25 protein-coding genes and 1 other RNA gene are annotated in these 21830 nt (G+C 53.1%); 17 read left to right on the top strand and 9 right to left on the bottom strand.

What is annotated here, in order from left to right; translation table 11 throughout:
- Positions 1-8 precede the first annotated feature (8 nt).
- On the bottom strand, positions 9-974 hold the full coding sequence (locus ABT56_RS09055; RefSeq protein ID WP_047878563.1) for a calcium/sodium antiporter: 966 nt from the start codon (positions 972-974) through the stop codon (positions 9-11).
- Between the two features lie 430 nt (positions 975-1404).
- Between ABT56_RS09055 and mlaF the strand changes: the two genes are divergently transcribed.
- From mlaF to murA, 7 genes are all read left to right on the top strand, one after another.
- Positions 1405-2223 (top strand): phospholipid ABC transporter ATP-binding protein MlaF, encoded by an 819-nt coding sequence (gene mlaF / locus ABT56_RS09060; RefSeq protein ID WP_047878564.1) that lies wholly within the window; start codon positions 1405-1407, stop codon positions 2221-2223.
- Positions 2224-2225: 2 nt separating this feature from the next.
- Positions 2226-3005 (top strand): lipid asymmetry maintenance ABC transporter permease subunit MlaE, encoded by a 780-nt coding sequence (mlaE, locus tag ABT56_RS09065; RefSeq protein WP_047878565.1) that lies wholly within the window; start codon positions 2226-2228, stop codon positions 3003-3005.
- An 82-nt stretch (positions 3006-3087) separates the two neighbouring features.
- Positions 3088-3561: an outer membrane lipid asymmetry maintenance protein MlaD gene (gene mlaD / locus ABT56_RS09070; protein ID WP_047878566.1), complete on the top strand. Its 474-nt coding sequence runs from the start codon at positions 3088-3090 to the stop codon at positions 3559-3561.
- 15 nt (positions 3562-3576) lie between these two features.
- Positions 3577-4215, top strand: coding sequence for a phospholipid-binding protein MlaC (gene mlaC, locus ABT56_RS09075; protein WP_047878567.1), 639 nt, complete (start codon positions 3577-3579; stop codon positions 4213-4215).
- Positions 4212-4523 carry an STAS domain-containing protein gene (locus ABT56_RS09080; protein ID WP_047878568.1) on the top strand — a complete coding sequence of 104 codons (312 nt, stop codon included), beginning with the start codon at positions 4212-4214 and terminating at the stop codon, positions 4521-4523. Before mlaC ends, ABT56_RS09080 begins: the two co-directional genes overlap by 4 nt.
- Positions 4524-4536: 13 nt before the next feature.
- Positions 4537-4800, top strand: a complete 264-nt coding sequence (gene ibaG / locus ABT56_RS09085) for a BolA family iron metabolism protein IbaG (protein ID WP_420835123.1) — start codon at positions 4537-4539, stop codon at positions 4798-4800.
- Between the two features lie 9 nt (positions 4801-4809).
- Positions 4810-6066 (top strand): UDP-N-acetylglucosamine 1-carboxyvinyltransferase, encoded by a 1257-nt coding sequence (gene murA, locus ABT56_RS09090; protein WP_047878569.1) that lies wholly within the window; start codon positions 4810-4812, stop codon positions 6064-6066.
- A gap of 63 nt (positions 6067-6129) precedes the next feature.
- On the opposite strand, the gene ABT56_RS09095 is transcribed toward murA, so the two are convergent.
- From ABT56_RS09095 to zapG, 4 genes are all read right to left on the bottom strand, one after another.
- On the bottom strand, positions 6130-6852 hold the full coding sequence (locus ABT56_RS09095; RefSeq protein ID WP_047878570.1) for a glycosyltransferase family 25 protein: 723 nt from the start codon (positions 6850-6852) through the stop codon (positions 6130-6132).
- Positions 6853-6993: 141 nt separating this feature from the next.
- Positions 6994-8055, bottom strand: coding sequence for an outer membrane-stress sensor serine endopeptidase DegS (gene degS / locus ABT56_RS09100; RefSeq protein WP_047878571.1), 1062 nt, complete (start codon positions 8053-8055; stop codon positions 6994-6996).
- Between the two features lie 158 nt (positions 8056-8213).
- The gene (locus ABT56_RS09105; protein ID WP_047878572.1) at positions 8214-9581 is read right to left on the bottom strand and encodes a Do family serine endopeptidase; all 1368 of its coding nucleotides are present in this window, start codon (positions 9579-9581) and stop codon (positions 8214-8216) included.
- 162 nt (positions 9582-9743) lie between these two features.
- On the bottom strand, positions 9744-10166 hold the full coding sequence (gene zapG / locus ABT56_RS09110; protein ID WP_047878573.1) for a Z-ring associated protein ZapG: 423 nt from the start codon (positions 10164-10166) through the stop codon (positions 9744-9746).
- Between the two features lie 289 nt (positions 10167-10455).
- On the opposite strand from zapG, the gene zapE reads away from it, so the two are divergent.
- The 8 genes from zapE (at position 10456) to sspB (ending at position 16881) form a co-directional block, all read left to right on the top strand.
- Positions 10456-11553: a cell division protein ZapE gene (gene zapE, locus ABT56_RS09115; protein ID WP_047878574.1), complete on the top strand. Its 1098-nt coding sequence runs from the start codon at positions 10456-10458 to the stop codon at positions 11551-11553.
- Positions 11554-11819: 266 nt separating this feature from the next.
- Positions 11820-12248 carry a 50S ribosomal protein L13 gene (gene rplM / locus ABT56_RS09120; RefSeq protein ID WP_047878575.1) on the top strand — a complete coding sequence of 143 codons (429 nt, stop codon included), beginning with the start codon at positions 11820-11822 and terminating at the stop codon, positions 12246-12248.
- Positions 12249-12263: 15 nt separating this feature from the next.
- Positions 12264-12656 carry a 30S ribosomal protein S9 gene (gene rpsI, locus ABT56_RS09125; protein WP_047872725.1) on the top strand — a complete coding sequence of 131 codons (393 nt, stop codon included), beginning with the start codon at positions 12264-12266 and terminating at the stop codon, positions 12654-12656.
- A gap of 426 nt (positions 12657-13082) precedes the next feature.
- Positions 13083-13673, top strand: coding sequence for a ubiquinol-cytochrome c reductase iron-sulfur subunit (petA, locus tag ABT56_RS09130; protein WP_047878670.1), 591 nt, complete (start codon positions 13083-13085; stop codon positions 13671-13673).
- Positions 13673-14938 (top strand): cytochrome b, encoded by a 1266-nt coding sequence (locus tag ABT56_RS09135; RefSeq protein ID WP_047878576.1) that lies wholly within the window; start codon positions 13673-13675, stop codon positions 14936-14938. The genes petA and ABT56_RS09135 overlap by 1 nt, the downstream gene beginning before the upstream one ends.
- Positions 14935-15672, top strand: coding sequence for a cytochrome c1 (locus ABT56_RS09140; protein WP_047878577.1), 738 nt, complete (start codon positions 14935-14937; stop codon positions 15670-15672). Before ABT56_RS09135 ends, ABT56_RS09140 begins: the two co-directional genes overlap by 4 nt.
- Positions 15673-15757: 85 nt before the next feature.
- Complete coding sequence (sspA, locus tag ABT56_RS09145; protein ID WP_047878578.1) at positions 15758-16396, top strand: stringent starvation protein SspA; 639 nt, start codon at positions 15758-15760, stop codon at positions 16394-16396.
- Positions 16396-16881 (top strand): ClpXP protease specificity-enhancing factor, encoded by a 486-nt coding sequence (gene sspB / locus ABT56_RS09150; RefSeq protein WP_047878579.1) that lies wholly within the window; start codon positions 16396-16398, stop codon positions 16879-16881. The genes sspA and sspB overlap by 1 nt, the downstream gene beginning before the upstream one ends.
- Before the next feature lie 51 nt (positions 16882-16932).
- Here the strand turns inward: sspB and ABT56_RS09155 are convergent, their stop codons facing one another.
- Genes ABT56_RS09155 through ABT56_RS09170 form a run of 4 tightly spaced genes read right to left on the bottom strand, consistent with a single transcriptional unit; the run spans position 16933 to position 20263 of the window.
- Entirely contained in the window at positions 16933-17466 is a 534-nt protein-coding gene (locus ABT56_RS09155; protein WP_047878580.1) for a BON domain-containing protein, read from the bottom strand.
- A gap of 21 nt (positions 17467-17487) precedes the next feature.
- Entirely contained in the window at positions 17488-18078 is a 591-nt protein-coding gene (locus ABT56_RS09160) for a phosphoheptose isomerase (protein WP_047878581.1), read from the bottom strand.
- A gap of 3 nt (positions 18079-18081) precedes the next feature.
- On the bottom strand, positions 18082-18456 hold the full coding sequence (locus ABT56_RS09165; RefSeq protein WP_047878582.1) for a YraN family protein: 375 nt from the start codon (positions 18454-18456) through the stop codon (positions 18082-18084).
- Positions 18434-20263 carry a penicillin-binding protein activator gene (locus ABT56_RS09170; RefSeq protein ID WP_047878583.1) on the bottom strand — a complete coding sequence of 610 codons (1830 nt, stop codon included), beginning with the start codon at positions 20261-20263 and terminating at the stop codon, positions 18434-18436. The genes ABT56_RS09165 and ABT56_RS09170 overlap by 23 nt, the downstream gene beginning before the upstream one ends.
- A 61-nt stretch (positions 20264-20324) precedes the next feature.
- Here ABT56_RS09170 and rsmI point away from each other — a divergent pair, with 61 nt between their 5' ends.
- Both rsmI and rnpB read left to right on the top strand, forming a co-directional pair.
- Complete coding sequence (gene rsmI, locus ABT56_RS09175) at positions 20325-21185, top strand: 16S rRNA (cytidine(1402)-2'-O)-methyltransferase (RefSeq protein WP_047878584.1); 861 nt, start codon at positions 20325-20327, stop codon at positions 21183-21185.
- 73 nt (positions 21186-21258) lie between these two features.
- An RNA gene (gene rnpB, locus ABT56_RS23235) (RNase P RNA component class A) lies at positions 21259-21648 on the top strand.
- The last annotated feature ends 182 nt before the right edge of the window (positions 21649-21830 follow it).

The following is a 21830-nucleotide window of genomic DNA, read 5'->3' on the forward strand; positions in this document are numbered from 1 at the left end:
GATCTCCGTTAGGCCGCCAGATTATAAAGGAGATAACCTTGATAGGCGACAAAGGTAGCCAGGAGAATTGCACCTTCAACGCGGTTAATGCGGCGGCGTTTGCCCAGCGCCATCAAAACAAGCAGTACCGATACGCCGAGCATAACCAAATAGTCGCGATCCATCGCTAGCGGGCTGAGCTCTGAAGGGTTGAGCAATCCCGGAAGCCCCATGACAGCGAGGATGTTGAAGACATTGGAGCCGATAATGTTGCCGACAGCCATGTCGTCCTCGCCCTTGAAGATACTGGCAACCGATGCCGCCAGCTCCGGCAGGCTGGTACCGACAGCAATGATGGTCAAGCCGATCACCAGATCGCTCATGCCAAAATGCTTGGCGATAGTTACAGAAGAGTCAACCAGCATACTGGCGGCATACGGCAGCAGTACCAGGCCGATCACTGTCCAGATGGTGGCTGCGGTGTTGCTGACGCCTTCCGGGATCTCCGACTCTTGCTCATCAACGAGAGGATCTCCGCTGCTCTTGGCATTGCGGCTGATTTTCAGCATGGCTAGCAAGAAAATCACAAACAGGATGACCAGCAATACACCTTCGTAGAAGCCGAGGTGGTTGTCCCAGAGTAGGCCGCCGGCAATCAGGGTGACGACCATCATCAGCGGTAATTCACGGCGGATGATCTCGGAGCTGATCGAAAGAGGCTTGATCAGTGCGGTGATGCCGAGGATCAGGGCGATATTGGCGATATTGGAGCCAAGTACGTTACCCACGGCGGTATCGGTTTTGCCATCAAGGGCAGCGGTGGCCGAAACCATCATCTCCGGCGCGGAAGAGCCCATCGCAAGAATAGTCATACCGATGACCAATGGGGTTACGCCGAGGTTTTTCGCAAGTGCGGCCGCACCAAAAACAAGTCGATCAGCACTCCATACCAGTAACGTCAGACCGATACAAAGCAACACGATGGCTTCGAGCATGGTTATCCCTTTTGTTGTATTTAAATAGACAGATCTTGTGGCGGTGTCCTTAGCCCGTTGGGTTGAACGCCGTCACCAAAGATATAGGTGGTTAATTTTGACGGTTCATCCTGTAAAAAGAAAGCGTAAGCAGAGAGAAATTAACCGCCTTGTCAGATGTGTTGTAGGTTGCTCACAGAGAGCGGTGTTTGATGTCATTGGTGACTCAAAATGCTAGCTATAGGTCGCAATTGGCGCATGAATACGCGGTTTGGCGAGCGAGGTGGGCGGGATAAATAACAGAGTTCTTACAGTTATAGCCTTGAGTTGGCATCATAATGTACCTATCATCAAGGCGTAAAATTTAAATATCTAATTCTATTCATATATTACTGTTAGTTGTGGCACCGAGGGTGGCCCAGAACGGCAGGGGAGCCTTGTTGATAGCGTGATGGAGCAGAGCCAACCGCTGGTGTCGATCCGCCAGATGACGTTCTCTCGAGGAGAACGTAAAATTTTCGATGATGTATCCCTAGACGTCCCAAAAGGCAAGATCACGGCCATTATGGGCCCGTCAGGGATCGGCAAAACGACCTTGCTGCGCTTGATTGGCGGCCAGTTGCTGCCTGATTGCGGCGAGGTCTGGTTCGAAGGGGAAAATATACCGGCTCTAAAGCGGCAGGCACTGTATCAGGCCCGTAAGAAGATGAGCATGCTGTTCCAGTCAGGGGCGCTGTTTACCGATATGACGGTGTATGACAATGTCGCCTTCCCGCTGCGCGAGCACACCCAGTTACCCGCTGATTTGCTGCATACTCTGGTATTGCTCAAATTGGAAGCCGTTGGCCTGCGTGGCGCGGCCCAGCTGATGCCTAACCAGCTATCCGGCGGTATGGCCCGCCGAGCGGCTCTGGCACGCGCTATTGCGTTGGATCCCGAGTTGATTATGTATGACGAGCCATTCGTTGGCCAAGACCCCATTACCATGGGGGTACTGGTGAAGCTGATCCGCGATTTGAACAAGGCCTTGGGGATCACATCGATCATTGTGTCGCATGATGTGCCCGAGGTGATGAGCATTGCCGATCATGTCTATTTGCTTTCCGGTGGTAAGGTTATCGGTCAGGGAAGCCCACAGGCGCTGTCCGCCGATCCGGATCCGCGGATCCGCCAGTTCCTCGACGGTGATGCTGACGGCCCCGTGCCTTTTACGTACCCAGCCAAGTCGATGGCTGACGAGTTGTTTTTGTCCTCTTTGGGAGATCGATAGGCATGGTGTTGGATTTAGTGGCCCGCCAAGGCCAACGGGCCTTGGCCTTGTGTAGCTCGATTGGCCGAGCGACCCTGATGCTTTACGGCGCGGTGGTCAGCAAGCCCCAGCCCCGCAAAATGTTCCCGCTGCTGGTTCGCCAGCTGTATTCGGTGGGGGTGATGTCGGCGGCTATTATCCTGGTGTCGGGGTTGTTTATCGGGATGGTGCTCAGCCTGCAGGGCTATATCGTGCTGGTGGACTTTGGTGCCGAAACCAGCCTTGGCCAGATGGTTGCCCTGTCGTTGCTCCGTGAACTCGGCCCCGTCGTGACGGCCTTGCTGTTTGCTGGCCGGGCAGGCTCGGCGCTGACGGCAGAGATTGGCCTGATGAAGGCAACCGAACAGCTGTCCGGCATGGAAATGATGGCGGTGGATCCGCTACGGCGGGTGATTGCCCCGCGTTTCTGGGCTGGGGTTATTTCGATGCCGCTGCTGGCGATGCTGTTTATCGCTGCGGCCATTTGGGGCGGCGAGCTGGTCGGTGTTGACTGGAAAGGTATCGACCACGGCAGTTTCTGGTCGGTGATGCAGTCTTCTGTCGAGCTGGGCTATGACATTGGCAACAGTGTGCTCAAGTCGGTGGTTTTTGCCGTGACGGTGACCTGGATTGCGGTCTTCAATGGTTACGATGCGGTACCGACTTCCGAAGGGATCAGCCGGGCAACGACTCAGACAGTGGTTCATTCATCATTGGCAGTATTGGGCTTGGACTTTGTTCTTACCGCCCTGATGTTCAGCTAAAAACAAATATGACGTATTGGTCCCCGCAGAAAGGGTTTAGGGGCCAGTAAGTGCCAGCAGGGACGACAACAGGAATTTTCTGATGCAACAAACAAGAAAACTAGAATTATGGGTAGGCAGCTTTGTCTTGGCTGGAATTGCAGCATTGTTGGTGCTGATCTTCAAAGTCGCCGACGTACAGAGCATCGGTGGTACAGAAACCTACACCCTAAAAGCACATTTTGACAATATCGGCGGGCTCAAGGTGCGTTCACCGATCAAGGTCGGTGGGGTAACCGTCGGTACGGTTGCTAACATCACGCTAGATACCGAGACGTATGTCCCGGTCGTAACATTGTCGATTGATAAGAAATATGGCTATTTCCCAGAAACCAGTTCAGCAGCTATTCTGACATCAGGCTTGCTGGGCGAGCAGTTCCTGGGGATTAAGCCGGGTTTTGTCGATGAGGATATCGAGATGTTGCATGATGGCGACCTGATTGAAGATACAAAATCAGCGTTGGTACTGGAAGATATGATTGGCCAAGTGCTCTATAGCATTGGCGGTGACAAATAAGTAAGGGAGAAAACAATGAAGTGGTTGAGACATGCTTTGTGGCTAATCGTGATGATTCCGGGCATCACTCTGGCGGCGGTTGATCAGAGCAACCCTTATCGCCTGATTGATCAAGTCGCAAAGCAGACGTTTTCGCGCCTTAAGGCAGAACAAGTACAGATCCAGCGTAATCCTGAGCAGCTGCGTACGGTTGTTCGCCAGGAGTTGCTACCTTACGTCAATGCGCGCTATGCGGCCTTCAAGGTGCTTGGGCCCAATTTGAAAAAGACGACGGCGCAGCAGCGTAACGCCTTTGTTGCGGCATTTACCGAGTATTTGGTGGCCTCTTATGCCCAGGTGCTGACTCAATATACGGATCAGGATATTAAGATTGAATCGGCCAAAGCGGTACCGGCAGATCGCAAAGTCGTTTCTGTCCGAGTGGATATTCTAGATAACCAGCGTCCGCCAATCCGGTTGGATTTTAAATTGCGCAAGAACAGCAAGACGTCACAGTGGCAGGCTTTTGATATGGTCGCCGAGGGCGTCAGTATGATTTCGACCAAGCAGAGTGAGTGGAGCGGCAAGCTTCGCAGCCAAGGTGTTGATGCAGTAACTCAGGATCTCAAGGCACTGGCAGCCAAGCCAATTCGCCGCGAGGCCCAAAATCAATGAGTAAGCGAAAGATTGAGTGGCGAGTTCAGGAAAATGGCCATTACTGCTTGTCAGGGGCATTGGAACGTGACACAGTTCCAGCTTTTTGGCAGCAGCGACAGCAATGGATGCCCGCAGACTCTGCGGTGACGCTGGATTTGGCCGCTGTTACCCGGGTGGATTCTGCCGGTATGGTGATGTTGCTTCACCTTTGCCAGCAACTCCGGCAACAAGGGGCTGAGCTTCACTTGTTGGATGTGCCGGAACAGCTTAATACGCTGCTTCGCCTGAGCCATGTAGAATCAATGTTCTCTGCTTGCAAAACGTAAGCAGTCAAGAGGAATGCTTGTGGAAGTTTCTGAAATTAAACAAATTCTGGAAAGTGCCCTTGAGCTTGACGAAGTGATTGTCAAGGGTGATGGCAGCCATTACGAAGTGATCGCTGTTGGTGCCATGTTCGAGGGAATGAACCGCGTGAAAAAACAGCAGGCCATTTACAGCCCGCTGATGGGGCACATTGCGACCAATGCAATCCATGCATTGAGTATTAAGACGTACACTCCTGAGGAGTGGGCACGTGACAAAAAGCTAATGTCGCTGTCCTAAGAGGTTATGATGCAAAAGTTTCGAATCCAGGGCGGTGGCCCGCTGTGTGGTGAAGTGTCCATTTCGGGTGCAAAAAATGCCGCTCTGCCAATCTTGTTTGCCGCGTTGTTGGCAGAAGAGCCGGTAGAGGTCGCTAACGTACCTAAGCTACGTGATATAGATACGACCATGGAGCTGTTGAGCCGTCTAGGTGCCAAGGTGTCACGCAATGGTTCAGTCCATGTCGATGCTGGTAGCGTGAACGAGTACTGTGCGCCGTACGATTTGGTGAAGACCATGCGTGCGTCTATCTGGGCGCTTGGCCCATTGGTTGCTCGTTTCGGGCAAGGTCAGGTTTCCCTGCCTGGCGGTTGTGCGATTGGTGCCCGTCCTGTTGATTTGCATATCCACGGCCTTGAGCAGTTGGGTGCCGAAATTACCTTGGATGAAGGCTATGTGAAAGCCACCGTTGATGGTCGCCTGAAAGGTGCCCATATCGTGATGGACAAGGTTAGTGTCGGTGCGACAGTGACCATTATGTCTGCGGCGACTTTGGCCGAAGGTACGACCGTGATCGAAAATGCCGCGCGTGAGCCTGAAATTGTCGATACGGCAGATTTCCTCAATACGCTGGGGGCGAAGATCAGCGGCGCAGGCAGCGATACCATTACTATTGAAGGTGTTGAGCGTCTAGGTGGCGGTTACCACGAAGTGCTGCCAGATCGTATCGAGACCGGTACCTTCTTGGTTGCCGCAGCGGTATCTGGCGGCAAGATTGTGTGCCGCAATACGCGTCCGTCATTGATGGAAGCGGCGTTGGCCAAGCTTGAAGAAGCGGGTGCCAAGGTTGAAACCGGCGACGACTGGATCAGTCTGGACATGACGGATCGCGAGCTGACCGCTGTAAATATCCGTACCGCCCCGCATCCGGGGTTCCCAACCGATATGCAGGCGCAGTTCTCGTTGTTGAACCTGATTGCGAAGGGGACGGGGATTATTACCGAGACGATTTTCGAAAACCGTTTCATGCATATTCCTGAGCTTATCCGGATGGGTGCGCGTGCCGAGATTGAAGGCAACACGGTTATCTGTGGTGATACCGATGGCCTGAGCGGCGCTCAGGTAATGGCTACAGACCTGCGTGCATCGGCTAGCTTGGTGATTGCAGGCAGTATTGCCAAGGGTGAGACGATCGTCGATCGTATCTACCATATTGATCGCGGCTACGAACATATCGAAGACAAGTTCCGTGCGCTGGGTATGAACATCGAGCGCTTTAGCGACTAAATTGCTGACGATAGATGAAAAAAAGCGAGGATGATTCCTCGCTTTTTTTATATTTGTAGATTGTTAGCTGATGGTATTGGCATGATCTAAGTGAAGGTGATCGCCATAGTTGCGATCGTCAATGGTGGTATCGAAACCAGCCAGGGCTAGTAGGTTGGGTTCGATCGTGTAGCAATTGATGCCTGATCGCTGGATGAACCCTGTAAGGTAGTCTGCGGGCATTCGAACTGGATAGGCATGTGATAGTAGCTTTTGCATGCCCGATTTATTGATGTAGTAGCCAACTGTTCCGGTAATAAAGCGGCTGGAGGTGGCTGACGGCGGGATCACTTTTTTGATCTTGAAATTATATGGCAACTTTTTGTACAGGGGCCAGGTCTTTGCCTTCCCATGGAAAAGGTAGAGCAATTCGCTATGTGGATTTTTCCGTTTGGCGATAGCTTGGAGGACCGTATGAAAATACTCAGGAACGGTGATGTCATCCTCGAGGATTATCACCTCGTCGATGCTCTCGGCCAGGCATTTTTCGTAGATTCGGATATGGCTCAGTGCACAGCCAACTTCTCCCAGTGAGAGTTGGTGCCCGCAAAGGGCTTTTGCCTGAATAAAATCAATAGTGTTCAGTTCTGCACTGGATAGTTTTTTGCCGTCAATGGCATTGAAGAAATGGAATTGGATACCCATGGCTTCAAACTGTGCGCGAATATATTCCCTGCGATCCTTCGATTTCTCCATATTGATGACAAAGATAGGAGGAATCGGGGTATGGATATCTGATTGCTTCATAATAGGATCGTACGGCCTTTCGAGTGTTGACCCTGAATTCTAATCTTCTTGTTCGATTCCTTTCAATGTTGTTTTTTGCTCACATAGGAATATTTTTATTCGTCATGGGTATTTATTGTGGTGGCCGCCGAGTATATGCCGTTAGACCTCAGGCTCGTCGCCAATCAGGACACTCAGGGTCTTGGGCTGGCCGTTGCGCAGGACTTTCATGGCAACCTGCGTACCCGGACGAAGGTCGGTTACGATATCGAGCACATTGCGTCGGTCGGTGACACGCTTGCCGTCGATTTCGACCAGGATATCCTGGACTTTGAATCCGGCTTTGGCCGCGGGGCCGTTGGGATCCATACCCATCACGATGATCCCGCTGACTTGGTCGGCATCATAGAGGCGGGCCATGACCGGGTTGATATCCCGCGCTTCGAGGCCGATATAGCCACGGATCACCCGGCCGTCAGCAATGAGCTTGTTCATGATGGTTTGGGTGAGCTCATAAGGGATCGCAAAAGAGATCCCGTAGGTCTCGATGTCGGTCGCCTGCTGGAACGAGGCGGTGTTAATGCCTACTAACTCGCCGCGGGTGTTGACCAGCGCCCCGCCGGAGTTGCCGTCGTTGATCGCGGCATCGGTCTGAAGGAAATCCTGACGGCCATAGAAGCTCATTCCTGCTCGCCCCGTTGCCGAGATGATTCCATAGGTAGTGGTTTGGCCTAGGTTGTACGGGTTGCCTATAGCCAAAACCACATCGCCCACGGCGGGTTTGTAGCGGGCATTGAGTGGGATCACCGGCAGGTTGTCTGCGGGGATTTTGAGTACCGCGAGATCGGTACGGCGGTCTTTGCCGATTAACTGGGCGGTTAGGATCCTACCATCCTGCAGAGCGACAATGACCTGATCGGCCTCGGCAACCACATGGTAATTGGTAACAATGTAGCCTTTGTCGCTCATGATCACGCCGGAGCCTAGCCCTTGGGTGCTGAGCTGGAGGCGGTCGTTGGCGTTGTAGCGACGATTATAGATGTTGACGACGGCAGGCGATGCTCGGCGTACCGCATAGTTGAATGAGAGTTGGGTCTGGTCTGGCTGGGCCGGAAGGACGGTGGTTGGCGCCAGCATTTGAGTGCGCAGATCAGGGAATGCGAGCAATAGGGCAATGGCCGTGACGACACCCAGCAATATGGATCGACCTAAGAACGCCAGCATGTATGCTCCCTTGAAAACGAATACCGCTAAATATAGCCGACGAGATTACCATTACCGTAGCAAGATACCAAATTTCAGCGTTATTTTGAGAATGGCGTAGCATATTAACGGCGTGAAGAAACAGGCAGCCCAAGGGCTGCCTGTCTTGATGGTGCGGGTTAGCGGATGATGAGGTAGAGGACCGCGTCGCCGCGCTTGATTTCCAGTGCCAGCACGCCGCTGTGGCTTTCCAGAGCCTTGCGCAGCTCGCCGAGGTTGCGGACAGGCTGGCGGTTGACGCCCAGAATAATGTCATCCTTCTGCAGGCCGTAGCGAGCCGCCATGGATTTCTCTTGCAGATTGGTGACCTTGACGCCCTTGATACCGTCGCTGGCGGTGGTGTTGGCAAATTCCGCGCCGCTCAGTCCCGGGTGGAGGTTATCGGCTTTGACCTTGTTTTGGCTCGCGCCTTGCAGGGTCACCTTGACGGTCTTTTCCTTGCCGTCGCGGACAATGCCCAGTTTGACCGTCTTGCCGGCGCCGATAGTGGCTATCTTGGCCCGCAGTTCGCCGAAGGTCTGGATTTCCTTGCCGTTGACCGAGGTGATGATATCGCCGGCTTTTAGCCCTGCTTTGGCTGCGGCAGAATCCGGCATAACTTGGTTGATAAAGGCCCCGTGGTTGGTTTCGTAGCCGAATGCCTCAGCCAGCTCCGAGGTTAGCTCCCCACCTTGTACGCCCAGTACGCCGCGTTTGACTTCGCCGTATTCAATAATCTGCTCGGTTAGGTTTTTCACCATGTTCACCGGGATGGCAAAGCCGATACCGACGTTGCCGCCGTTCGGGCCGAGGATTGCCGTATTGATCCCGACCAGTTCACCATTGAGGTTGACCAGTGCACCGCCGGAGTTACCGCTGTTGATCGCAGCATCGGTCTGGATGAAGTTTTCGAAGTTCTCGATGTTCAGGCCGCTGCGTCCCAGCGCAGAGATAATGCCGGAGGTAACCGTCTGGCCAAGGCCGAATGGGTTGCCGATGGCAACCGCAAAGTCACCGACTTTGATCTGGTCTGAATCGGCCAGCTTGATTTCGGTGAGATCTTTGGTGTTGCTCAGCTTGAGCAGGGCGATGTCGGACATCTCATCGCTGCCAATTAGCTCGGCGCTGACTTCGCGGCCGTCATGGAGCTGGACAAGGATCTTGTCGGCGCCCCCGATAACATGGTGGTTGGTGACGATATAGCCCTTGTCGGCATCGACGATAACCCCTGAGCCAAGGCCGCGGAACGGACGCTCGCGGATCTGCTCTTCGGGGAACTCTGGGCCAAAGAAGAAACGGAATGTTTCAGGCAGGCGCTGCTTTGATACTTGCGTGCCTTCGACTGAAATACTGACAACGGCCGGGGTGACTTGCTCCAGCATCGGGGCAAGGCTTGGAACTTGCTGGCCGTTGACGGAATGGGGCAGTGCGGCCGTTGCAGTGATTGGGGTAATAACAGAACTGATGCCGAGTGCTAGGGCACTTAATACAAGCAAAGGTTTTTTCATTATTACTATAACTCCGAGATTCAAGTCTAAGCAGGTGTCTAATTAATGGGATAATCCTGCCAACCCTAAGACTCGAGAACTGCGGGTTAGTTCCAAAATTTGTACAATAAAAAAACAGCATGCCCCAGAGAGAGCATGCTGTTTTGTGGATAATTGCAGGGTTTAGCTGGCTTTAGGGGTCTCGCTCACCTGCTCCCGCTCACCTTTTAGGAGGCCGGTTGCGCCATTGGCATAGTCACGAGGTTGGCCTTGAGCTTCGTCAGTTTTTTTCACTGACTCTAGCGTGCTGATGCGACGGGAAAACGGATTGTCCTGCTCTGGCAGGTTTGGCATCAACTCGGTTGAGGTTTTTGCCATGTGCTCATAGAGCTTGCTGTAGTCTTTGGCAATATTGTCTAGTAGTTCCGAGCTTTGGGCAAAATGGTCAACCAACTCCTGGCGGAACTGTTCCAGTTCGTATTTTGATTTGTCGAGCTCTTTCTTGAGCTCTTTTTGTTGTTTGAGGCCTTTGTTTCCCAGACGGGCAGCGAAGGCCCCGACAATCGCCCCGGCAATAAAGATAAGAAGCGCATAAATCCAAGCCATGAAATACTCCTTTTGACTTCAGGTAAAGGGACTGCGACAGGCTACCTCCCGAATCTTGGGGATGGTGCCCGGCGGATGGCAGTAGCAGGACTGCCATGTTCATCTGTTCTAGAGTAATAAGATGAATTGCCGCTGAATCATTTGCATGATTTAAGGTAAGCACCCGTCGGCTTTTACAAACTGCAAGGCCGAGCTTCAGTATAGCCACGATTGGCGTTCTGTACATGCTCACTGGTGGTCATGTTACTATCTTGGGCATGGAAGGAAAACGATTAAGTACAAGGAAAGGATGACACCACAGCAGAAATACAGACAGGATCTCACCCGAGAGGGGTTCATTGCAGATCCGGCGCAGGCGGAGGCGGTACGTCACCTTGATGAGCTCTACCATCGCCTCATGGCCCCAAGAGCAACCCCATCCCCGTCACTATGGCAGCGCGTACTCCGCCAGGCCCCTCCGTCGCCTCCACCTGTCCGGGGGCTTTATTTCTGGGGCGGTGTCGGCCGAGGCAAGACCTATCTGGTTGATACCTTTTTTGAGTGCCTGCCGCTAAAACGCAAGATGCGGGTGCACTTTCATCGATTTATGCAGCGGGTCCACGATGAGCTTCGCTTGCTTGGCGCCCAGTCCGATCCCCTCGAGATGGTGGCCGACCGTTTTTGCGAAGAAGCAGACCTGATCTGCTTTGATGAGTTCTTTGTGTCTGATATTACGGATGCGATGCTGCTGGGTACCTTGTTCGAGGCGCTGTTCAGGCGAGGGATCACCTTGGTTGCCACGTCCAACATTCCGCCTGATGACCTGTATCGAAACGGCTTGCAACGTTCGCGCTTCTTGCCTGCCATCGCCCTTATTAAGGCGCATTGCGAGGTGGTGAATCTTGATGGCGGCGTTGATTATCGGCTCCGGACACTCGAGTTGGCTGAAATTTACCATTACCCGCTAGACGGTGCCGCTAAGGACAATATGACCCGGTATTTTAATCAATTAGCCGGTACGGTAGGGGCGTCGGCTAAATCCCTCGTTATAAATCAGCGGCCGCTGGTGGCCAGCCAGGAGCATGACGGGGTGGTGCATTTTGACTTTTCGACCTTGTGCCTAGGGCCAAGAAGCCAGAGCGACTATATGGAGATAGCCCGGCTTTACCATACTGTCTTGCTCTCAGGGGTCACGGTTATGGGGGAGGAGCACAATGATGCGGCACGGCGCTTTATTGCGTTGGTTGATGAATTTTATGAGCGCAATGTGACTTTGATTATTTCCGCGGAGGTGGCGTGGAATGATCTTTATCAGGGTTATAAGCTGGCCTTTGAATTTCAACGCTGCTGTTCGCGCTTGAGTGAAATGCAGAGCCATGAATATCTGGCACGCGCCCATCTGGTTTAAACCAAGAAAAGATGGGAGAATCTACGGATAGGCGAGGGAAAACTGCTAATTATAGGGCGAAAATTGAGGTTCAGAAAAAATCGCAATTTTTTTTCAAAAAAAGGTGATTTTTTCTCCACCCTTCCCTATAATCTTGCGACCCACCGTACCTGTAACGGCAAAAGCCGGGAGTGCCAACCACTCGAAGGGGTGATGACTGGGCTCTGTACAGAGGGGAGCATTGGCTCCCGTAAAGTGAAACTATTTAATTTTGGGTAATAATTAGCATGAAAACTTTCGTTGCTAAACCAGAAACTGTAAAACGTGACTGGTATGTTGTTGACGCTGAAGGCAAAACTCTTGGTCGTCTAGCAACTGAAATCGCATCTCGTCTACGTGGTAAGCACAAGCCGGAGTACACTCCACACGTTGACACTGGTGACTACATCGTAGTTATCAATGCTGAGAAAGTAGCAGTAACTGGTGCTAAGCGTACAGATAAAATGTACCACCACCACACTGGCTTCATCGGCGGCCTTAAGTCAATCAGCTTCGACAAGCTGATCGCTAAGAAACCAGAAATGGTTATTGAAACTGCTGTTAAAGGCATGCTTCCTAAAGGTCCTCTAGGCCGTGCAATGTACCGTAAGCTGAAAGTTTACGCAGGTACTGAGCACAACCACGCTGCACAGCAGCCTAAAGTACTAGACATCTAATTGGGGATTATGACAATGGCAGAGAATCAATACTACGGCACTGGTCGTCGCAAGAGCTCAGCTGCTCGTGTTTTCATTAAACCGGGTACTGGCAACATCGTAATCAACAAACGCAGCATCGAAGAGTACTTCGGTCGCGAAACAGCTCGCATGGTTGTTCGTCAGCCTCTTGAGCTAGTTGAAATGACTGAGAAACTAGACCTATACATCACTGTTAAAGGTGGTGGTATCACTGGTCAGTCAGGCGCAATCCGTCACGGTATCACTCGTGCTCTTATGGAGTTCGATGAGACTCTACGTCCAGCACTACGCGCTGCGGGTTACGTTACTCGTGATGCACGTAAAGTTGAACGTAAGAAAGTGGGTCTACGTAAAGCACGTCGTCGTCCACAGTTCTCTAAGCGTTAATTTTACGCACCAGATTTATCTGGTTACTGTGCACAAAAAGCTCAACCTACGGGTTGGGCTTTTTTTATATCTATTGATTTTCTTGTCACATATAAGCAACAACCTATCCATTGATGTGCTATCGTCACCGCAGTTTGTAGCCCGTTATACCCTTCTAAATCCTTAATATCACAGCATTCTGTATCATCTCAGAAAACAAAAAGAACATACCTCTCACATTTGTTGCGAAAAAGTAGCTTTATCTTGTCACAAAGTGTCATTTTATTTATCATTTGGTGTGATAAGCCAGTGCTTTTTAAGCAGGCTTGCTCCACCAGGGTCGGTGGAGGTCTACTGTTTTCTATCCGTAGAAAGTTAGCCGCAAGCTCCAAGGACGCATAAGGAAATAATAATAATCCAGCGCGGGAGCACATGGGAGAATGTTGGATGAGCAATGCGCCAGTAAGTAACGGCCGACGCCGCTTCCTGACCGCGACGACTTCGGTTGTTGGGGGCTTAGGTGCCGCCGCTGTAGCCGTACCTTTTATCAAATCGTGGAATCCGAGCGCCAAAGCCAAAGCAGCCGGGGCGCCGGTTGAGGTTGATATCAGTAAGTTGGAAGATGGCCAGATGGTTCGCGTCGAATGGCGCGGCAAGCCGGTCTGGGTTGTCCGCCGTAGCGATGCGGTTTTGAGTGAATTGGGTAGCCATGACGGCCAACTGCGGGATCCGCAGTCCGCGGAGCCGCAGCAGCCAGGCTACGCCCAGAATGAATATCGTTCTGTTAAACCGGAAATCTTTTTGGCCGTAGGGATCTGCACCCACCTCGGCTGTTCCCCTACCTACCTGCCCAATACCTTCAGTGAGCAGGTCAGCGGTATCTCCGCGGGCTTTTTCTGCCCGTGTCACGGTTCCAAGTTCGATATGGCCGGCCGGGTCTTTTCTGGCGTACCGGCCCCGCTGAATCTGGTGGTTCCGCCACATACGTTTTTGGATGACGGGACCATTCTGATCGGTGTTGATGAGGAGGCTGTCTGATGCAAGGGATAGTAGATTGGTTTGAAAAACGCCTGCCGGTGATGAATGCCTACCGCAAGCATTTATCTGAATACCCGATGCCGAAAAATTTTAACTTCTGGTATCTATTCGGCTCGCTGGCGATGCTGGTCCTGGTGAACCAGATCCTGACGGGGATTTGGCTGACGATGAACTATGTGCCGTCAGGCGACGGGGCCTTTGCTTCTATCGAGTACATCATGCGTGATGTCGAATATGGCTGGTTGTTGCGTTATATGCACTCCACGGGTGCTTCGGCCTTTTTCGTGGTTATTTACCTTCATATGTACCGCGGGTTGATTTATGGCTCCTACCAGAAACCGCGTGAATTGCTGTGGCTGTTCGGGATGCTGATCTTCCTGGTATTGATGGCCGAAGCCTTCATGGGCTATTTGTTGCCTTGGGGCCAGATGTCCTATTGGGGCGCGCAGGTGATTATTTCGCTGTTCGGTGCGCTTCCGGTGATCGGTGATGATCTGACATTGTGGATCCGCGGGGACTACGTGATTTCCGGTGCCACGCTTAACCGCTTTTTCGCCCTGCATGTGATAGCTCTCCCGATAGTCCTGCTGCTGCTGGTCGTGCTTCATGTACTGGCTCTGCATGAGGTAGGTTCGAATAACCCGGATGGTATCGAGACGAAGCTGCCCAAAGGCAGCAAGGGTGAGGGGTATAAGACCCAGTTCCCATTCCACAGCTATTACAGCAAGAAGTACGATATCATCGACTCGATCCCGTTCCACCCATACGGCACGGTGAAAGATCTGGTCGGGGTGGCCGTGTTTGCCTTCCTGTTTAGCTATGTAATTTTCTTCAACCCAGAGATGGGCGGTTACTTCCTTGAGCCGCCTAACTTCGAGGCGGCCAACCCGCTCAAGACACCTGAGCATATCGCCCCGGTCTGGTACTTCACCCCGTTCTACGCGATTTTGCGGGCGGTGCCTGACAAGCTACTTGGGGTTATTGCGATGGGGGCATCGATTGTGGCGTTGTTCTTGTTGCCGTGGCTGGATCGCTGCAAGGTGCGCTCTTACCGTTATCGCAGTAAGTTGCACCTGTTCAATATCGCCCAGTTCACCGTGAGCTTTGTGGCTCTGGGGATCCTCGGCGCATTGCCAGCGACACCGACCTATACCATCTTGGCGCAGATCTTCAGCTTTGCGTATTTCATGTTCTTTGTCCTGCTGTTTTTCTACAGCAAGAACGAAGCGACCAAACCGCTACCAGAGAGGGTGACATTCAAATGAAAAAGTTGATAGTGATACTTTTTTCCCTGTTGCCTGCTCTGGCTATGGCGGCGGGTCCATCTGTCCCGCTCGACGCGGCGAACAATGACTTGTCAGACAAGGCATCGCTCCAGCGAGGCGCCCAGATCTTCATGAACTACTGCTTTGCCTGTCATGCGACACAGTACCAGCGCTACGGACGGGTGGCGGAGGATCTCGGGATCCCCGATGATCTGATGAAGGAGTACCTGATTTTCGATCCCAATGCCAAAATTGGCGATTTGATGGTCAATGCGATACCGGCCGATTACGCCGCAGCCTCGTTTGGCGCGCCTGCTCCTGATTTGACGATGGTTGCCCGGGTGCGCGGCAGTGACTGGCTCTATACCTATCTGCGTTCGTTCTATGCCGATCCCACCCGCCCGTTTGGGGTTAACAATATCGTCTTCCCGAGTGTGGGGATGCCCCATGTCCTCGAAGAGCTGCAGGGGGTTCCGAGCAAGGTGTACGAAACACGGCTGGTGGACGGGGTGGAGATCGAGGAGTATGTCGGGATCCGCTCGGATGGCACCGGGGAGTTGAACGACGAGGAGTACGACGAGGCCGTACGTGACTTGGTCAATTTCCTTGAATATTCTGCCGAGCCGATGAAGCTGGAACGCCAGCGTTTGGGCTACTGGGTGATGGGCTTTATCGTGGTATTCTTTGTACTAACATTATTGTTGAAGAAAGAGTATTGGCGTGATGTCCACTGATCAGGTAATCTAGTGGGTTAGAATCTCGCAATGGGGGCTAGGGCCTCCGTTGCTTTTTGTGTATTGCTATATACTGGAGGGGTTGATGGCTGTTGCTGCCAATAAACGCTCTGTGATGACTCTGTATTCTGATGCCTCTGACATCTACAGCCATCAGGTGCGTATCGTACTAGCAGAAAAAGGTGTAAGTGTTGAGATTGAACTGGTTGACCCAAACAATCTGCCAGAAGATCTACTTGAACTCAACCCGTACAATTCTGTGCCTACTCTGGTTGACCGTGAGTTGGCGCTTTATCAGGCTAATATCATCATGGAATACTTGGATGAGCGTTTCCCTCATCCGCCGCTGATGCCTGTTTACCCGGTTGCCCGTGGTAACAGCCGTCTAATGATGTACCGTATCGAGCGTAACTGGTACACATTGGCCGAGAAAGTACAGAAAGGCACTGCAGACGACGCAGACAAAGCGCGTAAGCAGCTGCGTGAAGAGCTGTTGGCTCTGGCCCCTGTGTTTGCAGAGTTCCCATACTTCATGAGCGAAGAGTTCAGCCTTGTTGATTGCTACCTGGCACCGCTGCTATGGCGTTTGCCTTCAATGGGTATTGATTTGACTGGCCCTGGCGCGAAGGAAGTGAAGGCTTACATGACTCGTGTATTCGAGCGTGATTCGTTCCTTGCATCACTGACTGAAGCAGAGCGCGAAATGCGCCTGGCAGGTAAGTAATGGATATGGATCGCATGACACCGCGTCGACCATATTTGCTTCGTGCATATTATGATTGGTTGGTGGATAACGATCTGACGCCACACTTGGTTGTAGATGCAACTCTGCCGGGGGTTAAAGTCCCGATGGAGTTCGTCAGTGACGGCCAGATTGTGCTTAATATTGCGCCGCGTGCGGTTGGCAATCTAGAACTGGGCAACGAGGCAATTAGTTTCAGTGCCCGCTTCAGCGGCCGCCCGCATTCTGTGATCGTACCGCTGTATGCGGCGATGGCGGTTTATGCCCGCGAAAATGGCGCTGGCACGATGTTCGAGCCTGAGCCTGCCTATATGTCGGAGATGATTGTCGAAGAAGAACTCGATGATGATATGCCGGCTGATATGCTAAGCGCAGTAAGCGATGATGACGAGACGGTGACTGATATCGAACCTGATGATGAGCCGCCACGTCCTCGTGGTCGCCCAAGTCTCCGGGTCGTCAAATAATAAAAAACGCAGCTAAGGCTGCGTTTTTTTATGCGTGTTGATTACGCTTGGCTATGGGTATTCAAAGGCCTTTATCACTTGCTTGACCCCTGCCACATTGCGGGCAATATCGGCGGCAATGTTCGCCTGCGCCGGCGTAACGAAGCCGAGCAGGTAAACGTGCTGCCCTTCAGTGGCGACAATGATACTGACATCGCGAAGCTGCTTGCTGGCGACCAGCTGGGCTTTGACTTTGGTTGTCAGCCAGCTGTCTTGGCTCACTTCTCCCAGCTCCGGCAGCGGGCGGATTTGCAGTTGGTTATAAACCTGCGTGACATGGGCGAGATCGCGGACCTGCCGTTCGAGCTGGCGGCTGGTCTGGGCGTCGACGGCCTGGCCGATCAGCAGGACCCTCCCCGAGATAGAGATGGCATTTACCCGGGCTTGGTGCCTGAATGGCGGCTTGGTGATAAGTCCTGCTATTTCCATCTCGATGTTCTGATCCTGCCACTGTTGTCCAGCAGTGCGGGGATCATCGGGATTGAGCATGGAGCAGCCGCTGAGGAGCGATACCGCTAGCAGTAGGGGAAGAAACAATTTACGCATATCCCGTATCCTTGCTTTGCGTTATACGTCGTGGTGCGGGAACAGCACCTTGTCAATCAGGTCACACAGGCAGTGTACGGTCAGCAGGTGGCCTTCCTGGATACGGGCGGTACGCTGAGACGGGATCCTGATCTCGACGTCCTGAGTGCCCAGTAGACCCGCCATTTCACCACCGTCCATACCGGTCAGGGCGATAATGGTCATGTCGCGGGTCAGTGCCGCTTCCATTGCTTTGATGATGTTCTTGCTGTTTCCGCTGGTTGAGATCACCAATAAGATATCCCCACCTTGGCCCAGCGCCCTGATTTGCTTTGAAAATACTTCATCGAGACTGTAGTCGTTGGCGACCGCTGTCAGGGTCGTGGTGTCTGCGGTCAGTGCCAGCGCGGGTAGGCTTGGGCGCTCTGTCTCGAAACGGTTGATCAGGCAGGAGGCAAAATGCTGGGCATTGGCTGCCGAGCCCCCGTTGCCGCAGCATAGGATCTTGTTGCCATTTAGCAGGCTCTGCACCATGACTTGGGCGGCTTGGGAAATAGCATCAGGCAGGGCTTCGGCTGCTGCAATCTGGGTTTGGATGCTTTCGGTAAAACTTTCTTTGATGCTCTCTAGCATGGATCAACCTTCAACTAGGATATTGGTAAGCCATTCGATTTTGGGTGGTGTGCCTTCAAGGCTGACGACATCAAATCGAAACTCTGTATGCTCAATAGGATAGCCGTTCTTGTGCAGCCAAAAAAGCGCAGCTCGCTTGAGTCGCTGTAGCTTGCGCCAGTTTACCGCTTCTGCGGCTGAACCGTAATGGGTTCGCTGACGGAATTTGACCTCGACGAAGACCAGACAATGCTGCTGCTTCATGATTAGGTCGATTTCGCCGCTACGGCACTGGAAGTTACGCTGGATGGGGGAAAGGCCATGGCGGCGCAGAAATTGCTCCGCCATGGTTTCATAGGCTTGGCCTTGTTGCCGCTTATTGAACGGGTTCAATGCCATTGCCGGAGAAGATCGCCCAGCTTAGCTGGCGCTGGACGACACATTGGTCATCGAGGCTTAGCTGGCCGGTGGTCCCCTGGGTGGTGTAGTTGTCGACGACCTGCATCTGCGGCAGCTCGTGGATCATTTTGTAGGCATCCATACCGAAGGCATGCAGGCGTAGGTTGGTATTGGAGCTGTTGGGCCACAGCTCGTCAAACTTAGCCATGAAGCCGGCATTGGCGTCGACCAGCAGCGGGATATCGCTGAACTCGATCCCGCGCAGTTCGTTGGTATTGCCGGTGCGGGTCGGGTAGCTGCGTGAGCTGGCATATAGCTTAGGCGGCGTGATCCCCGGGTTGACGGCCACTTCGATGAATGGCTTTAGCAAGGTCAGCTCATTTTTGTTGGCGATCAGGTAGACAGCATCGGTATCACGGCGGCTGCGAGGTTGTGCCTCGAGATCCATCCGGAGTACCTGCTTCATCTGATCGATCCGGGCTTGGCTGTCGGTCAGGCCGAAGACGGCTGCGATCTCCTGCTGGATCTGCTTACGCGAGCTGAACTGGCGCGTTGTCGGTGTTTTACCGGTCAGTTGCTGCCATTGTTCGATAAACGCGTTGCTGACGCGCTGGCCATAGCTGTTCGCGGGGGCCAGAACCATAGGGAACTGGTGCCCCTTGGCAAACAGGTGACGAGCAGCCTGCTCGGCTTCTTGTTCCGGAGACAATGCATAATAGCAGGCGTTGCTTTGGATCATGTTCGTTTCATCTGGCTCGTTAAGGGCCAGTTGAGTAATTTTGCTGCTGTTAGCGCGTTGGAACTCGGTGATTTTTTCCTTGCGTAGTGGACCAATCACCAGCTCGACACCGTCTTGTTCCATTTTGGCCAGAATACTGGCCATCGGCTCAGCTTCGGTATCGTAAACGGTCAGTTCGGTATTGGCGTCACGGCCGCTATCATCGAGCATGGCATTGATGAAGCCGTCACGCACAGCTTTGCCCGATGACTCGAAGCGTCCTGTCAGCGGTAGCAGCAGGGCGACATTGTTGAGCTCGGCAATTTCCAGCGACATGATCGCATCGAGGTCGGCAGGCAGGTATTGGTTGGCCGGGTGGTAAGGGTTCTGTGCCAGCCAGTCCTCAACCATGCTTTTTAGCTTGCCGGGATTCTGGGAGTAGGTGTTTTTCAGCACTGTCAGTTGTACCCAGCTGCGCAGTACCGTTTCGTCGCTACCGATGGCGGCGCGCTGGAGCTGGTTGTTGCTGAGGTTGGACAGGTCGTTCCACAGGCTTTGCCAGTTGGCTGCTTTTTTGTCGCCGGTAAGGAAGCGATCGAGCTGGGTGCGCTCGCGTGCGGCGTCCAGATACTGGTTATTCTGGCGCAGCAGTTCGGCGCGCAGCATGTGGTAGCGACGGTACTGGCTGTCGGCCAGCGTCCACCATGGCTGGAAATTCAATGAATCGAGAGCGGCCTTGGGCTGCCCTTGCTGGTAGCGCAATGTTGCACGGGCTAGTTGCCATTCTGCCATTTGCAACGGGTCAAGGTTCATGCGGCTAAGGCGCTCGGACTGCTTTTCTGCCTGGCTCCATTGGCCGTCTTTGATGAAGGCTTTGAGGGCAAGAATGTGCCAATTAATGCTCTCAACACCTTCTGCAGACTCGGCTCTGATCAGGTAATTGGCAGCGGTGTCCGTTGCTGTTGCTGTGATATCGGTGGCCACGACGTGTTGCTGGTTAGGGGTACTACAGCCAGCCAAGAGCACGGCAAGGGCTACAGGGGCTAACAGTCGTGATACACTTTTACGCTTGTGGGTAAAATTGATCATTGAATTCATTCAACTGTGACAAATTACTCTCTATATTAATTGCAGATGAGATCTTAGACAAATGAGTGATACGAATTCATGCACGGTAGATGTCGCAACTTTGTACATCGTCCCAACTCCGATCGGTAACTTGGCAGATATCACACAGCGTGCGCTGGATGTCCTGACGAATGTCGATCTGATTGCGGCAGAAGATACCCGCCACACATCCCGCTTGCTGACTCACTTCTCGATCTCGACCCGCACCTTTGCGCTTCACGATCACAACGAGCAGCAAAAAGCCGACTACTTGATCGAGAAGCTTCAGGCCGGTACCAGTATTGCTTTGGTGTCAGATGCCGGTACGCCGCTGATCAGCGATCCAGGATACCATCTTGTGAATCGTTGTCGTCAGGCCGGTGTTAAAGTTGTCCCATTGCCGGGCCCATGTGCGGTAATTACGGCGTTGAGTGCCTCTGGCCTGCCGTCGGACCGCTTCAGTTTCGAGGGCTTCCTGCCACCGAAGAGCAAAGGCCGACGCGATACTTTCCAAGCGCTTGCGGATGACGAGCGTACCTTGATTTTCTACGAATCACCGCACCGGATCATGGATTCGCTGGCGGATATGCTTGCGGTACTCGGCCCTGAGCGGCAGGTGGTACTGGCTCGCGAGCTGACCAAGACCTACGAGACGTTCCACGGCGCACCTCTGGCGGAGTTGATCGAGTGGCTTAACGGGGATAGCAACCGGATCCGCGGCGAGATGGTGGTGTTGGTGGCCGGTCACCGTGCCGAGAAGAACGATCTGCCGGCAGATGCCCTGCGGACGCTGGCCCTGTTGGTGGCTGAGCTGCCGCTGAAGAAGGCGGCGGCGCTGGCGGCGGAGATCCACGGCGTGAAGAAAAACGCGCTTTATAAGTGGGGTTTGGAGAACTTGGATTAATTTTCCACCATCTTGACAGGTTGTAAGAATTTTCACTGGTAACTGTGAAGTAAGTTCTATACAATCTGCCGCCTGAGTTGGCCAGGTAACCGCTGCTTCGTTGATGTCCCTTGGGAGACTGGCGAAGGGGAGGAAAGTCCGGGCTCCATAGGGCAGGGTGCCAGATAACGTCTGGGGGGCGCGAGCCTACGACCAGTGCAGCAGAGAGCAAACCGCCGATGGCCCGTTTTTCGGAACGGTGCACAGGTAAGGGTGAAAGGGTGCGGTAAGAGCGCACCGCGCGGCTAGCAATAGTTCGTGGCACGGTAAACTCCACCCGGAGCAAGACCAAATAGGTCCCTAATGGCGTGGCCCGCGTTGGGGACGGGTAGGTTGCTTGAGCCTGTGAGCGATTGCAGGCCTAGAAGAATGGTTACCACCGCGCAAGCGGATACAAAACCCGGCTTATCGGCCAACTCACCCCTTTCGGTATAAAAGGTGATGCAGCACCCATGCAGGGTATTGCGTCACCTTTTGTCGTTTTGGCCTATCAAAAATTTCGATTTCCTTCTCTTCCTGATTGAGACCTATCTCCGTGATTATCAATTGATTGTCAGAAATCGGGGGCTTGGCTTGACATCTTTTTTGCCAAATACGTACACTTTG

The sequence above is a fragment of the Photobacterium aquae genome (assembly GCF_001029445.1).
Classification (GTDB): domain Bacteria; phylum Pseudomonadota; class Gammaproteobacteria; order Enterobacterales; family Vibrionaceae; genus Photobacterium; species Photobacterium aquae.

Coding starts and splice junctions, on each gene's coding strand:
- ABT56_RS09055 (WP_047878563.1), bottom strand. CDS start 974: ATGCTCGAAGCCATCGTGTTGCTTTGTATCGGTCTGACGTTACTGGTA.
- mlaF (WP_047878564.1), top strand. CDS start 1,405: ATGGAGCAGAGCCAACCGCTGGTGTCGATCCGCCAGATGACGTTCTCT.
- mlaE (WP_047878565.1), top strand. CDS start 2,226: ATGGTGTTGGATTTAGTGGCCCGCCAAGGCCAACGGGCCTTGGCCTTG.
- mlaD (WP_047878566.1), top strand. CDS start 3,088: ATGCAACAAACAAGAAAACTAGAATTATGGGTAGGCAGCTTTGTCTTG.
- mlaC (WP_047878567.1), top strand. CDS start 3,577: ATGAAGTGGTTGAGACATGCTTTGTGGCTAATCGTGATGATTCCGGGC.
- ABT56_RS09080 (WP_047878568.1), top strand. CDS start 4,212: ATGAGTAAGCGAAAGATTGAGTGGCGAGTTCAGGAAAATGGCCATTAC.
- ibaG (WP_420835123.1), top strand. CDS start 4,537: ATGCTTGTGGAAGTTTCTGAAATTAAACAAATTCTGGAAAGTGCCCTT.
- murA (WP_047878569.1), top strand. CDS start 4,810: ATGCAAAAGTTTCGAATCCAGGGCGGTGGCCCGCTGTGTGGTGAAGTG.
- ABT56_RS09095 (WP_047878570.1), bottom strand. CDS start 6,852: ATGAAGCAATCAGATATCCATACCCCGATTCCTCCTATCTTTGTCATC.
- degS (WP_047878571.1), bottom strand. CDS start 8,055: ATGCTGGCGTTCTTAGGTCGATCCATATTGCTGGGTGTCGTCACGGCC.
- ABT56_RS09105 (WP_047878572.1), bottom strand. CDS start 9,581: ATGAAAAAACCTTTGCTTGTATTAAGTGCCCTAGCACTCGGCATCAGT.
- zapG (WP_047878573.1), bottom strand. CDS start 10,166: ATGGCTTGGATTTATGCGCTTCTTATCTTTATTGCCGGGGCGATTGTC.
- zapE (WP_047878574.1), top strand. CDS start 10,456: ATGACACCACAGCAGAAATACAGACAGGATCTCACCCGAGAGGGGTTC.
- rplM (WP_047878575.1), top strand. CDS start 11,820: ATGAAAACTTTCGTTGCTAAACCAGAAACTGTAAAACGTGACTGGTAT.
- rpsI (WP_047872725.1), top strand. CDS start 12,264: ATGGCAGAGAATCAATACTACGGCACTGGTCGTCGCAAGAGCTCAGCT.
- petA (WP_047878670.1), top strand. CDS start 13,083: ATGAGCAATGCGCCAGTAAGTAACGGCCGACGCCGCTTCCTGACCGCG.
- ABT56_RS09135 (WP_047878576.1), top strand. CDS start 13,673: ATGCAAGGGATAGTAGATTGGTTTGAAAAACGCCTGCCGGTGATGAAT.
- ABT56_RS09140 (WP_047878577.1), top strand. CDS start 14,935: ATGAAAAAGTTGATAGTGATACTTTTTTCCCTGTTGCCTGCTCTGGCT.
- sspA (WP_047878578.1), top strand. CDS start 15,758: ATGGCTGTTGCTGCCAATAAACGCTCTGTGATGACTCTGTATTCTGAT.
- sspB (WP_047878579.1), top strand. CDS start 16,396: ATGGATATGGATCGCATGACACCGCGTCGACCATATTTGCTTCGTGCA.
- ABT56_RS09155 (WP_047878580.1), bottom strand. CDS start 17,466: ATGCGTAAATTGTTTCTTCCCCTACTGCTAGCGGTATCGCTCCTCAGC.
- ABT56_RS09160 (WP_047878581.1), bottom strand. CDS start 18,078: ATGCTAGAGAGCATCAAAGAAAGTTTTACCGAAAGCATCCAAACCCAG.
- ABT56_RS09165 (WP_047878582.1), bottom strand. CDS start 18,456: ATGGCATTGAACCCGTTCAATAAGCGGCAACAAGGCCAAGCCTATGAA.
- ABT56_RS09170 (WP_047878583.1), bottom strand. CDS start 20,263: ATGATCAATTTTACCCACAAGCGTAAAAGTGTATCACGACTGTTAGCC.
- rsmI (WP_047878584.1), top strand. CDS start 20,325: ATGAGTGATACGAATTCATGCACGGTAGATGTCGCAACTTTGTACATC.